Raw genomic sequence first — 13,410 nt, 5'->3', positions numbered from 1 at the left:
TGCACGACACACAGTGGCTGACGATGGTTGTGCGCCTACCCCTTGGCTCAACGTCCAAGGCGTCCGCGCACCATACCGACCAGCGAGTTGACTTCCTCGATCCGCATCCGGCGGGCGGCCACGAAGAAGACTCCGAACAGTACGGCCCCACCGGCCAGCAGTGCCGCGAAGGAGCCCAGGACGCCCTGGCCGAGCGTCCGCACGATCCCGTAGCAGGCCGCGCCGCTGAGCAGTGCGGCGGGAACGGAGGCGATGCACAGCCGTGCGTAGGTCCGCAGCACCCTGGAGCCGTCCAGGTCCCCGCCCAGCCGCTTGCGCAGCCGGCGCCAGGCGACGCCGACACCGATCACGTAGGCCAGGCCGTAGGAGGCGGACATGCCGACCACGGCCCAGCGGGCCGGGAGCACGAAGTAGCAGATGCCCGAGGCGATCGCGTTGCCCGCGGCCACGATGACCGTGTTGTAGAAGGGGGTTCGGGTGTCCTCGTACGCGTAGAAGGCCCGCAGGACGACGTACTGCACGGAGTAGGGGATCAGGCCGAGGCCGAAGGCCATCAGCATGTAGCCCATGTTGGTGGCCGCTTCGGTACCCGAGGCACCGAACATCAGCGTGCACATCGGGATGCCGAGCGAGACGAAGCCGAAGGCGACCGGCACGATGGCGACGGCCGTGGTGCGCAGGCCCTGGGAGATGTCGTCCCGGACGGCACCGGCGTCGCCCTCGGCCGCCGAGCGTGAGATGCGCGGCAGGAGAGCGGCCATCAAGGAGACGGTGATGATGGCCTGGGGCAGACCCCAGATCAGCTGGGCGTTGGAGTAGGCACTGAAGCCGGTGCCGTCGATGTTCGTGTCCTTGACCGACGCGGTGGCCAACTGGGTGACCACCAGTGCGCCCGCCTGGTTGGCGAGGACGAACAGGATGGTCCACTTGGCGAGCATGGCTGCCTTGCCGAGCCCGTGGCCCTTCCAGTCGAAGCGCAGACGGATACGGAATCCGGTCTCGCGCAGGTACGGAATCATCGCCAGGGCCTGGACGACGAGTCCGAGCAGGACGCCGACACCCAGCAGCCGCAGTCCCTCCGGAGGGATGTTCGTGACCTTCATCTGTGAGTCCGCGGCGGTGCCGTAGACCCAGATGAACGTGCCGAGCGTGACGATGATGACGATGTTGTTCAGGACCGGGGTCCACATCATCGCGCCGAACCGGCCGCGCGCGTTGAGGATCTGACCCATCACCACGTGAATGCCCATGAAGAAGATCGAGGGCAGGAAGAAGCGGGTGAAGGTGACAGCGACGTCATTGGCCGCGGGGTCGTCGGCGACCGGGACCGACAGGGCGCGCACCAGGAAGGGCGCGGCCAGCCACGCGAGGGCGGTGAGCGCGGCCAAGGCGACCATCACGAGCGTCAGCAGACGGTTGGCGTAGGCCTCGCCCCCGTCCTCGTCGTCCTTCATCGCTCGCACGAGCTGGGGCACGAAGACGGAGTTGAGGCCGCCGCCGACGGTCAGGATGTAGATCATCGTCGGTAGCTGGTACGCGATCTGGAAGGACTCGCCCAGCAGGGCGAGACCGAGTGCCGAGACGATCATCGCGGACCGGATGAACCCCGTGAGACGGGACACCATCGTGCCCGCCGCCATCACGGCGCTCGACTTCAGCAGTCCCCCGGCCCGGCCGCCCTTCTTCGGGGCGGGGGCGGGAGCCGGTTCGGGTACGGGGGCCTCCGCGGCGGGAGGCGGCGTGGCTCCCGCGTAGTGGCCGGGCGTCGGGGCTGCCGGGCCCGGCACCGGTGCGGGGGCGTAGGGCTGCGGTCCGCTCACCGGCGGATGGGCCGGGTGTCCGCCGCCGTACTGCTGGGGGTACCCGCCACCCTGCTGGTCGGGGAAGGCGCCGCTCTGCTGCTGGTCGCGGAACAGATGGGCGAAGGCGTCCGGCTCATGTCGCTGGTCCCCGGCCTGGCCGACCAGGTCGTCCACGCCCACGAACTGTGTGGTGCGCGGGTCGTCGCCGTACGGCAGGTATTGCGTCGGTCCGTCCGGCTCCGGCGCGGGGGTCTGGGCCCACACCCGCGGGTCGGGAGCGTACGGAGACTGGGGCGGCTGCCCGTACAGCGGCTGCTGAGGGGGGTAGGCGCCGGGAGGGGGCGGCGGGTGCGCGGCGCGGTCGTAGAGCGCCTCGGCGACCGGGTCCTGGGCGGTGAGGTCCTGTGCCCGGTAGGGATCCTGGGCGTAGGCGTCCTGGAGGTACGGGTCGGCGGGCGGCTGCGGCACCTGGTCGTGCCCGGGCGGCGGACCCTGCGGGGGGTCCGACTCGGGATGGCCCGAGTTGCCCGCGGCATGGCCGCGGTCACCGTCGTACGGCGCGTTCATGGTTACCCCACCTCATCGTCCCGGGCCCACCGGCCACGACATCCTCAACGGTCCACTCTCTCACCCGTGCCGGACGGGTCGGCGTTCTCCGGTGCGGTGTCCGGTGCCGGGTCACCCGGCTGCTCCGGGGCGTCCGCCCGAGCGTCCGTGCCGGGCTCCCGGGTGAGACGCTCCCCGGCGGCTTCCGGGTTCTGCGGGTCGTCGGCGTCCTCGTCCGCCTCGCGGGCCGCGGCCCGCTTGCGCTGGGTGTACATCCGGAAGCCGGCGAGGACGAGCAACAACACGCCACCGCCGATGACCAGCATCACCGTGGCGGTGATCTCGGTGACCTTCACGTCGAACGTGACGGGTTCGCCGTACCTCTGGCCGTCCTGCGTGTACAGCTGGGCGACCACCGTCGCCCGTCCGTTGGCGTTGGCGGACGTGGTGAACTTCACCGACTGGCTGTGGCCGCCGGAGACCGCGACGGGCTGTTCCTCGTAGGAGTCCCCACCGATCTCGAGACGGGTCGGGTTGGTCGAGGTGAGCCGCAGCACCAGGTGCTCGACGCCCTGCACCAGGTTGTTCTGGACCGTCACGGGGATGGTCGCACTGCGGCCGGAGAGTTTCGTCTCCGACTTGTCGATCAGCCTGACCTGCCCGATGAGCGTGTCGAGGTACGACTCGATGCCGCTCCGGTAGATCGCGGCCTCGGACTGCCGGCCCCTCCACGACACGGACATCGACCGGTTCAGGGCACGTCCGAACGGGGTCACCACCCGGGACTGGTCGGAGAGGATCACCTTGAACTTGTCGAGCTTGGCCTGCGTCCTCCCGATCTGCTCGAACGTCGCACGCGGCAGCTCGTGCTTGCGCAACGAGGAGGGGTACGCGGAGGCCGAGGGGACCTTGGTGGTGGCGGCGGGGTCCGGTTCGGCCTCGGCGGCCGCCGTGAGGTCCTGCGACTCGGACCAGGTTCCGTCCTGGAGGATCGTGAGCGCCTCGGCCATCGTCTGGGCCTGGCTCGCGGACGGCGTGCGCTGCGGCGCGACGACGACGCTGCGCTGCTGCCCCGTCTGCAGGCCGAGGGTCAGGCTCTGGGCCAGGAACCGCTGCACCGCGAGCGTGGAGGTGGAGGCCTTGGTCATGTCGCCCTGGAACGCCGTGGACAGCCGTGCGTCCGCGACGACGGCCGTGGTGCCGCCGCCGATGGGCCGGGGCGCGGAGGGCGTGTACGACAGGCCGTCGGTCTCCTCGAAGGTGTCGCTGCGGGCGATCACCTTGTCGGCTCCGGCGGATGTGGCGACCTTGACGATGGAGGGGTCGACGGCGCCGTTGACGGGCCAGGCGAAGTCCGTGCTGGGCTGGACGTGGAGGATCGCGTCCACGGTGCTGGAGGCGACGTCGGTGGCTTCCTTGAGGTGGCTCAGCGAGCCGGTGACGGACGTGCCGTTGTGCGCGAGGGAGGCCAGGTCGGGGTCGCCGAACGGCAGCGCGACGACCTCCTTGTCCGCCACGGCCTCCTGCACCTCGGTGAGCCAACGCTTGGCGACCGCCTGGTGGCCGCCGAGGACGGTGTCGTCACCCTCGCCGGGAACCTCGTAACGTTTGGTCATCGCCTCGACGGACGCCAGCAGGTCCGGATCGATCACCCAGGTGACGTCGAGGTCCTTGCCCAGAGCCACCATCCGGTCCAGCCGGCCGCCCGGGGAGATCTCCTTGGCGAGGTCGTCGTCGTGGAAGACCGGCGTCTGCTGTTCGTCCGAACCCGTCTCCGCCGTCATGTGGACGGTGGAGATCAGCGGCCACATGAACGTCGTCTTCGTCTTCGTGCCGGCTTCGTCGGGCTGCCACGGCAGGAGCGTGCGCTGGACGCCGAGGGTCTGCTCCCACGACTGGGCGGAGGTCTCCCCGGAGAGTGACACGGCCAGCTGGTAGACGCCGTCCTGCCCGAGGTTCAGCTTGTCCACCGGCACCGCGATGGTGAAGGGCTGCGAGACACCCGGAGTGAGTTTGGCGAACTCCTCCGAGTACTTGTCGCCGACCTCGGGGCCGATGGCGCTCTGCACGTCGGTGCTGCTCTTGGCGACGCTGTCGATACTCGAGCGGGTGTTCAGCAGCGGACCCACATGCAGCCCCACGTGGGCGTCGGTGACGGTCTGCTTGCCCTTGTTGGTCACCGTTCCGGACACGGTGACGGTGTCGCCCTCGGCGGGGGCGCCGGGGGTGAGGGTGTCGACCGAGACGGAGACCGAGCCCGCACCGGAGGCGGCCTGTGACGCGTCCGCCCCCGCGGCGTCCGCGGGGGGCGCGGCGGGCAGCTGGACGAGCCCTGTCAGCAGGGGTGCTCCGGCGAGCAGGGCTCCGGTACGCCGCAGCCAGCGGCGGGCAGGTGAGGGACTGGTTCCCTGGAAGTCTGCCGCCTCGGCCACGCGCTCGCCCGTCCCTCGTCTTCGTCAGTGGTTGTCGGAATGTGCGTCCACGCATGGTAACGATGCGCGCCGGGAGGAAGTGCCGCGGACCGGTCCACAAGATCGGGAGACGCGGGCCTTGTCCGTGTATCGGCGAGGGTGTCCGCGCGCGTTTATGGAGGAGCCCCCGGCGGTTCGGGCCACGTACCCTCTTCTGTTGTGCCGAACGCCAACGAAGAAACCAGTGCCCTGAGCCAGGCGCAGGACCGCGCCGTGAGTGAACTGCTGCGGGTCGCCCCTGTCGCCGACGACCTCGCCCGCCGCTTCCAGGAAGCCGGGTTCTCACTCGCCCTGGTGGGCGGCTCGGTGCGGGACGCGCTGCTCGGCCGCCTCGGCAACGATCTGGACTTCACGACCGACGCCCGCCCACAGGACGTACTGAAGATCATGCGTCCCTGGGCGGACGCCGTCTGGGACGTCGGGATCGCCTTCGGCACGGTCGGTGCACAGAAGGAAACCCGCGTCGAAGACGCCGACCGGAGCTTCCAGATCGAGGTGACCACCTATCGTTCGGAAGCGTACGACCGCACCTCACGCAAGCCGGAGGTGTCGTACGGCGACTCGATCGAGGAAGATCTGGTCCGCCGTGACTTCACGGTGAACGCGATGGCCGTCGCGCTGCCGGAGAAGCGGTTCATCGATCCGCACGGCGGTCGCGCCGACCTGGCCGCGCGGGTGCTGCGCACCCCGGGCACGCCCGAGGAGTCCTTCTCGGACGATCCACTGCGGATGATGCGGGCCGCCCGTTTCGCCGCCCAGCTCGACTTCGAGGTGGCACCCGAGGTCGTCACGGCGATGAAGGAGATGGCCGGGCGCATCGAGATCGTTTCCGCCGAGCGCGTACGGGACGAGCTGAACAAGCTGATCCTCTCCACGCACCCGCGCAAGGGGCTCTCCCTGCTCGTGGACACCGGGATCGCCGAGTACGTGCTGCCCGAGCTGCCGGCCCTGCACCTGGAGCGGGACGAGCACCACCGGCACAAGGACGTCTACGACCACACGTTGATCGTCCTGGAGCAGGCGATGGCCCTGGAGGAGGACGGCCCCGATCTGACCCTTCGCCTTGCGGCCCTGCTGCACGACATCGGCAAGCCGCGCACGCGGCGTTTCGAGAAGGACGGCCGCGTCTCGTTCCACCACCACGAAGTGGTCGGAGCGAAGATGACCAAGAAGCGCATGACGGCGCTCAAGTACTCCAACGAGCTGGTGAAGGACGTCTCGCGTCTCGTCGAACTCCATCTGCGCTTCCACGGCTACGGCATGGGAGAGTGGACGGACTCCGCTGTGCGTCGCTATGTCCGTGACGCCGGACCGCTTCTCGGCCGGCTCCACAAGCTGACCCGTTCGGACTGCACCACGCGTAACCGGCGCAAGGCCGCCGCGCTCTCCCGTGCGTACGACGGTCTGGAAGCGCGCATCGCCCAGCTTCAGGAGCAGGAGGAGTTGGACGCCATTCGCCCGGACCTCGACGGCAACCAGATCATGGAGATCCTCGGCGTCAAGCCGGGCCCGGCCGTCGGCCAGGCGTACAAGCACCTGCTGGAGCTCCGACTGGAGAACGGTCCGATGGGGCACGACGCGGCGGTGGCGGCGCTCAAGGAGTGGTGGGCCGGTCGGCAGGCCTGAGGATGTGAAACGGGGCGATGTTTCACGTGAAACATCGCCCCGCGGATGTGCGTGAGGGGTGGCGTTTCACGTGAAACGCCACCCCTCATCGTCTGCCCTACTTGTCCTTCAGGCAGAGGAGGAAGCTCTGGCTGCCGTTGGTCTCCGTGTACACGTACTCGAAGTCCTTGGCCGCCGCGTCGCACTTGCTCTGAGCCGTGAGACCGGAGAAGTCGCCCTCGATCTTGGCGAGCACCGTGTACTGCGCCTTCGCGTCACCGCAGTCGACGACCTCGAGGTCCGGGCTGTTGTCGTTCGTGCTGCCCCGGTGCATGCAGTCGCCGACGGCGGCGGTGTTGGCGTCGTCCTGGCTGGTGATCCAGCCGCCGATGGCCACACCGGCGACGATCAGGACGATGACGATGTTCTTGATCGTCTTGAAGCTGAGCTTGCGCCCCTGCTGCGGGGGAACCGGCGCACCGGGCGGGGGGAACCCGGGCTGACCCGCCTGCTGCGGGAAGGGGGGCTGACCCTGGGGCTGGCCGTAGGGCTGCTGCTGGCCCTGTGCGAACGGATTGCCCTGAGGCGGCGGAGTGGTCACTTGGGGTCCCCCTAGAACATGGGTACGTGGCGCGAAAGACGCGTTGATAAGACGCACGTAAGCTACCGGCCAGCACGGACGACTCCGTAGCTCAATAAGGCTCTGTGGCGTTGATGTGACACTTACTGACGCTCAAAACGAGCCATACCCACAGCTACTGCTCCGTAGATAACGGCGATCGTTACCACCAGCGGAACCGATCGGCCGTCCGGCGGCAGCATCAGGGCAGCCACTCCCGCGGCGCCGACGAAGGCCACGTTGAACAGGACGTCGTACACGGAGAAGATCCGGCCGCGGAAGTCGTCGTCGACACAGGCCTGGACGACGGTGTCCGTGGCGATCTTCGCGCCCTGGGTGGTCAGGCCCAGGACGAACGCCCCGGCCAGCAAGGGGCCGGAGGCGAAGGGCAGACCGAGCGCCGGCTCCAGTACGGCCGCCGCCGCGGCGCACACCACGATCCAGCGGCCGGGACCGAGCCGTCCCGCGGCCCAGGGCGTGAGGACGGCAGCGGCGAAGAAGCCGGCGCCGGACACGCCCAACGCCAGGCCCAGCAGGGCGAGTCCCTCGTCGGTGGTAGACGTCAGGGCGTACCGGCAGAGCATCAGCAGCATGACGAGCATCGCGCCGTAGCAGAACCGCATGAGCGACATAGCCGTGAGCGCCCAGGCGGCCTCCCTGCGCCGGGGCGCGGTGAGGTGCCGTACGCCCGCCACCAGGTCCCGAGCGGTCCCGGTGAGTGCCGTGGCCAGCCGGGGGTGTACCAACGCGCGGTCGGGACCGAGCAGTTCCTTCGCGATGCGGAGCGATGCCACAGCCGCGCACAGGTACAGCGCGGCGCCCACGAGCACCACGGCCGCGTCGGAGTCGGCGACGACCAGGCGGACGACGAAGGCGAGACCACCGCCCGCGGTCGCGGCGAGCGTTCCGGCGGTCGGGGACAGGGAGTTGGCGACGACCAGCCGCTCGCTGTCCACCACGCGAGGCAGCGCGGCGGACAGCCCGGCGAGGACGAAGCGGTTGACGCCCGTGACGCACAGGGCGGCGACGAAGAGAAGCCAGTCGGGCACCCGGCCGAGGATCAGGAGGGCGGTCACCGAGGCCATCAGGGCGCGCAGCAGGTTGCCGTAGAGGAAGACCTGGCGGCGGCGCCAGCGGTCCAGGAGGACTCCCGCGAAGGGGCCGACCACGGAGTACGGGAGGAGCAGGACCGCCATCGCGGAGGCGATCGCCGTGGCCGACGTCTGCTTCTCGGGGGAGAAGACCACGTAGGCGGCGAGCGCGACCTGGAAGACGCCGTCGGCGCCCTGGGAGAGCAGCCGGACGGCGAGCAGGCGCCTGAAGCCCTGGAGGCACAGCAGAACGCGCAGGTCACGGACGACGGCCATGGGGCACAGCCTCACATACGAAGAGGGTCTCCGGGTCGTACGACCCGGAGACCCTCAACTGCCCACAAGAGGGAGGTCTTAGCGCTCGACCTCGCCCTGGATGAACTTCTCGACGTTCGCGCGGGCCTCGTCGTCGAAGTACTGCACCGGCGGGGACTTCATGAAGTACGAGGACGCCGAGAGGATCGGGCCGCCGATGCCCCGGTCCTTGGCGATCTTCGCGGCGCGCAGGGCGTCGATGATGACACCGGCCGAGTTCGGGGAGTCCCAGACCTCGAGCTTGTACTCCAGGTTCAGCGGGACGTCACCGAAGGCACGGCCCTCGAGGCGGACGTAGGCCCACTTGCGGTCGTCCAGCCAGGCGACGTAGTCGGACGGGCCGATGTGGACGTTCTTCTCGCCGAGGTCCCGGTCGGGGATCTGCGAGGTGACGGCCTGCGTCTTGGAGATCTTCTTGGACTCGAGGCGGTCGCGCTCGAGCATGTTCTTGAAGTCCATGTTGCCGCCGACGTTCAGCTGCATCGTGCGGTCCAGGACGACACCGCGGTCCTCGAACAGCTTCGCCATGACGCGGTGCGTGATGGTGGCGCCGACCTGCGACTTGATGTCGTCACCGACGATCGGGACGCCCGCCTCGGTGAACTTGTCCGCCCACTCCTTGGTGCCGGCGATGAAGACCGGGAGGGCGTTGACGAAGGCGACCTTGGCGTCGATGGCGCACTGGGCGTAGAACTTCGCCGCGTCCTCGGAGCCGACGGGCAGGTAGCAGACGAGGACGTCGACCTGCTTGTCCTTGAGGACCTGGACGACGTCGACCGGGGCCTCGGCGGATTCCTCGATGGTCTCCCGGTAGTACTTGCCGAGACCGTCGAGGGTGTGGCCACGCTGGACCTGGACGCCGCTGTTCGGCACGTCGCAGATCTTGATGGTGTTGTTCTCGGAGGCGCCGATGGCGTCCGCGAGGTCCAGGCCGACCTTCTTGGCGTCCACGTCGAAGGCGGCGACGAACTCGATGTCACGGACGTGATAGTCGCCGAACTGGACGTGCATCAGGCCCGGGACCTTGGACGCCGGGTCGGCGTCCTTGTAGTACTCGACGCCCTGCACCAGCGATGCGGCGCAGTTGCCCACGCCGACGATGGCTACGCGAACCGAACCCATTCCGGTTGCTCCCTGTGTGTACGAGTGAGGCCCTTCAGGGGTCTCACGTGGCGGTGTCGTCGGGCGTATCCGGCCGGGGGTCGTCCCCGGTCCGGGGCAGGCCGCCCGTCGCTCCAGATGTGGTGTCCTGCTGAGCGGGCCCCCCGGTGGCGGATCCCTTCAGGTCCCGCCCGGCCCGCTCGCTCTCGATGAGCTCGTTCAGCCAGCGCACTTCGCGCTCCACGGACTCCATTCCGTGGCGCTGGAGCTCGAGCGTGTAGTCGTCGAGGCGCTCCCGGGTCCGGGCCAGGGAGGCGCGCATCTTCTCGAGGCGCTCCTCCAGCCGGCTGCGGCGGCCCTCGAGCACGCGCATGCGTACGTCGCGCGACGTCTGCCCGAAGAAGGCGAACCGCGCGGCGAAGGTCTCGTCCTCGTACGCGTCCGGTCCCGTCTGGGAGAGCAGCTGCTCGAAGTGCTCCTTACCCTCCGCCGTCAACCGGTAGACGATCTTGGCGCGGCGCCCCGCGAGCGGGGCTGCGAGGGCGTCCTCGGTGGTGTTCCCCGGTTCCTCGATCAACCAGCCGTTGGCGAGCAGCGTCTTGAGGCAGGGGTAGAGCGTCCCGTAGCTGAACGCACGGAACACACCCAGTGACGTATTGAGTCGTTTGCGCAGCTCATAGCCGTGCATCGGAGATTCGCGGAGCAGGCCGAGTACGGCGAACTCGAGGATCCCGGAACGCCGGCTCATCGTCGCCTCCTCTCTGCCGCGGTCACGCCGTGACGGGCTCGTGTGCGGCTCGTCGCCGTCTTTATGCCGAGCTGATGTATCGACTCGATACATCACGACGATAGAACGGCCTCCCGGATGCGACAAGGGGGAAAAAGGTGAACGGGATCACATCACCGATTCATCGAGAGCAAGTTGCCTGATTTGAGGTGAACTTCTGTGCTCGGCGGGTTTTGGCGGTGCGTAGTCTGTGCGCCATGCACACCACCGGGAACCGAGTGACGCCCGGGGGCGTCTTGGTCCCCGGTGTAGTACGGGTGAATGCGCGAAGCGCCGCATCCGTACTTCGGGGGGACCGGAAACCAGCCGCCGCTTCCAGGCGCGCAAAGGTGCGCCTGCCCGAGGAGTAGTCGTTCGATGAGCGAGCACCGTCGCAAACCGCCGCAGCCGCAGGGAGGCGGACGTGCCGCGGCCCGACGCGGCCAGTCCGGTTCGTCCTCCGGCCGCCGCGCGGCACCGCGAGGCGCCACCGGGTCTCCGTCCGATTCCTATGGGTCGGGCTCCCGCGGCTCGGGGGGTGAGGAACGTACGTACGGCAGCCGTGCCGAGGCGCGACGCGCGGCACAGAGAGGCGGGGGCCGCCGTGCCGGCACCGCAGGCCCCGGCCGGGGCGGGGGGCGTGCGGCCCCTCCCGGAAAGAAGCGGATCATCGACTATCCGCGCTGGGACAAGGACGGCTGGCGCCGCTGGATGCCGTCCTGGAAGCTCGTGTCCGGGCTGTGTCTCGCATTCTTCGGCAGCCTGGTCGCCGTGGCGGGGATCGGGTACGCGATGGTGAGCGTGCCCAGCGAGGAGAACGCCATGGCGTTGTCCGAGAACAACGTCTACTACTGGGCCGACGAGACCCAGATGGTCGCCACCGGCAGCGGCCAGAACCGGCAGAACGTCACGATCGACCGCATCCCCGAGGCCATGCAGTGGGCGGTGATCTCGGCCGAGAACAAGAGCTTCTACGACGACTCGGGCATCGATCCCATGGGTATCGCCCGGGCGCTCGGCAACATGGCCACGGGCGGTGACACTCAGGGTGGCTCGACGATCACCCAGCAGTTCGTGAAGAACACCTACCTGAGCCAGGATCAGACGATCTCCCGGAAGTTCAAGGAGATGTTCATCTCGATCAAGGTGGGCACCAAGATGTCCAAGGCCGAGATCCTCCAGGGCTACCTGAACACCTCGTACTACGGACGTGGCGCCTACGGCATCCAGGCCGCCGCCCAGACCTACTACGGCAAGGACGCGGTCGATCTCACGCCCAGCGAGTGCGCCTTCCTCGCCGCCCTGCTCAAGGGGCCGACGTACTACGACCCGGCGGGCAACACGAACCTCGACTCCTCCGCCACCGCGGAGAAGAACCGTGAGCGGTCCGAGGAGCGCTGGGGCTGGATCCTCGAGCAGATGCACGCGGACGAGCACCTCTCGGACGCCGAGTACCAGGAGGCGACCAAGGAGTACCCCGAGCCCCAGGGCCGCAAGGCGGTCAAGGGCATGACCGGCCAGATCAGCTACCTCGTCGACACGGCGAAGCGCTACGTCCTGAAGAACTCCGACATCACGGAGGCGCAGTTCGACCAGGGCGGCTACCAGATCTACACGACCTTCGAGAAGGACAAGGTCGACGCGCTGGCCAAGGCCGTGAAGAAGGTCGAGAAGGAGAAGCTCGACCCGGAGAAGCGCGAGAAGGACCAGCACGTCCAGTTCGGCGCGGCGTCGGTGAAGCCGAATGACGGTGCGATCGTCGCTCTCTACGGTGGTGCCGGCTTCGAGAACGGTCACTTCAACAACAACGCGGACACCTCGGGTGTCCCCGTCGGCTCGACGTGGAAGCCGTTCGTGCTGGCCGCCGCGATGGAGCACGGCACGTACAAGACCAATGGTGAAGGCGTCTCACCGCAGAGCAAGTACAACGGCAACGACCACCTGCAGATCAGGAACAACGACGGCTCCCTCGTCCTCAAGAAGGACAACACGCCCTTCTTCCAGGAGAACGAGACCGACTACAAGTGGGGTTACATCACCCTGCACAAGGCGATGGAGCAGTCCGTCAACACCCCCTTCGTGCAGCTCGGCATGGACGTGGGAATGAAGAACGTGGCGGACGTCGCCGAGAAGTCCGGCATCCTGAAGGACAGCTTCGCCGACCTCAACGCGTCGTTCGCCCTGGGCACGTCGACTCCCAGCGCGATCCGCATGGCCGACGCCTACGCGACCTTCGCGGCGTCCGGCAAGCAGGCCGACCCGTACTCGGTGACCGCCGTCAAGCACAAGGGGACGGAGCTTCCCAACTTCGAGAAGCCGCGCATCAAGCAGGCGATGTCGGAGAACGTGGCGCACAACATCACCAATGTCCTCGAGAACGTGATCGAGAACGGTACCGGTTACAGGGCGCAAGGGCTGGGGCGTGCAGCAGCCGGCAAGACGGGTACGACCGACAAGAACAAGTCCGCGTGGTGGGTCGGCTACACCCAGCAGCTCGCGACCGCGGTCGCCATGTTCCGCGAGGACCCCAAGGACCACGAACTGCTCTCCATGAACGGCACGGCGGGTGATGAGTCCATCCACGGTGGTGACGTTCCCACGCAGATCTGGACCGAGTACATGAAGGTCGCGCTGAAGGGCGAGGACGACCCCGGATTCCCCAAGGCCGAGAAGATCGGCGAGATCGCGGACGGGATCGGAGCGCCGTCTCCCACTCCGACCGCCACGGAGACCGAGGAAGAGGAGAAGGAGACGCCGACGGCGCCTCCGTCGCCCACGCAGACCGAGGTCACGCCACCGTCACCGACCAATACCGCCACGTGTGGGCCGTTCGGCTTCAACTGCGAAGACGACGGCGATGAATCGGGCGGCACCGATGTGGGCGGCACGGACAGCGGCGGCACCGACGGGGGTGCGACCAGCTCGCCGGATCCCACGACCAGCAGCGACACCGGAAACAGCAGAGGCAACGGCAACGGAAGTGATGGCGGTCTCTTCGGTTAGTCGGCTTATCGCCTGGCTTGGGTGTTTCACGTGAAACATGGGCCGCCGTACCTCCGGGTGCGGCGGCCCTCGGCGTATCCCCAGCCATATG

The 13,410-nt window shown here is 68.3% G+C and carries 8 protein-coding genes; 2 read left to right on the top strand and 6 right to left on the bottom strand.

Annotation, left to right across the window (positions count from 1 at the left end; translation table 11 throughout):
- Nucleotides 1-47 precede the first annotated feature (47 nt).
- Both murJ and KUM38_RS19730 read right to left on the bottom strand, forming a co-directional pair.
- On the bottom strand, nucleotides 48-2,369 hold the full coding sequence (gene murJ, locus KUM38_RS19735; RefSeq protein ID WP_217130723.1) for a murein biosynthesis integral membrane protein MurJ: 2,322 nt from the start codon (nucleotides 2,367-2,369) through the stop codon (nucleotides 48-50).
- A 44-nt stretch (nucleotides 2,370-2,413) separates the two neighbouring features.
- The gene (locus KUM38_RS19730; RefSeq protein WP_217130722.1) at nucleotides 2,414-4,780 is read right to left on the bottom strand and encodes a DUF6049 family protein; all 2,367 of its coding nucleotides are present in this window, start codon (nucleotides 4,778-4,780) and stop codon (nucleotides 2,414-2,416) included.
- A gap of 198 nt (nucleotides 4,781-4,978) precedes the next feature.
- On the opposite strand from KUM38_RS19730, the gene KUM38_RS19725 reads away from it, so the two are divergent.
- Nucleotides 4,979-6,445 (top strand): CCA tRNA nucleotidyltransferase, encoded by a 1,467-nt coding sequence (locus KUM38_RS19725; protein WP_217130721.1) that lies wholly within the window; start codon nucleotides 4,979-4,981, stop codon nucleotides 6,443-6,445.
- Nucleotides 6,446-6,542: 97 nt separating this feature from the next.
- Here the strand turns inward: KUM38_RS19725 and KUM38_RS19720 are convergent, their stop codons facing one another.
- The 4 genes from KUM38_RS19720 to KUM38_RS19705 form a co-directional block, all read right to left on the bottom strand.
- On the bottom strand, nucleotides 6,543-7,025 hold the full coding sequence (locus KUM38_RS19720; protein WP_217130720.1) for a hypothetical protein: 483 nt from the start codon (nucleotides 7,023-7,025) through the stop codon (nucleotides 6,543-6,545).
- A gap of 122 nt (nucleotides 7,026-7,147) precedes the next feature.
- The gene (locus KUM38_RS19715; protein WP_217130719.1) at nucleotides 7,148-8,410 is read right to left on the bottom strand and encodes an MFS transporter; all 1,263 of its coding nucleotides are present in this window, start codon (nucleotides 8,408-8,410) and stop codon (nucleotides 7,148-7,150) included.
- A gap of 78 nt (nucleotides 8,411-8,488) precedes the next feature.
- A complete protein-coding gene (locus KUM38_RS19710) occupies nucleotides 8,489-9,571 on the bottom strand; it encodes an inositol-3-phosphate synthase (protein ID WP_073933338.1) in 1,083 nt (360 codons plus the stop codon).
- A gap of 43 nt (nucleotides 9,572-9,614) precedes the next feature.
- Nucleotides 9,615-10,298 carry a PadR family transcriptional regulator gene (locus tag KUM38_RS19705; protein ID WP_030857073.1) on the bottom strand — a complete coding sequence of 228 codons (684 nt, stop codon included), beginning with the start codon at nucleotides 10,296-10,298 and terminating at the stop codon, nucleotides 9,615-9,617.
- Between the two features lie 396 nt (nucleotides 10,299-10,694).
- Here KUM38_RS19705 and KUM38_RS19700 point away from each other — a divergent pair, with 396 nt between their 5' ends.
- Nucleotides 10,695-13,319 (top strand): transglycosylase domain-containing protein, encoded by a 2,625-nt coding sequence (locus KUM38_RS19700; RefSeq protein WP_254397457.1) that lies wholly within the window; start codon nucleotides 10,695-10,697, stop codon nucleotides 13,317-13,319.
- Nucleotides 13,320-13,410 lie beyond the last annotated feature (91 nt).

The organism is Streptomyces sp. AC558_RSS880 (genome assembly GCF_019049255.1).
GTDB lineage: Bacteria > Actinomycetota > Actinomycetes > Streptomycetales > Streptomycetaceae > Streptomyces.
This window is presented reverse-complemented; position numbering and strand designations above follow the sequence as displayed.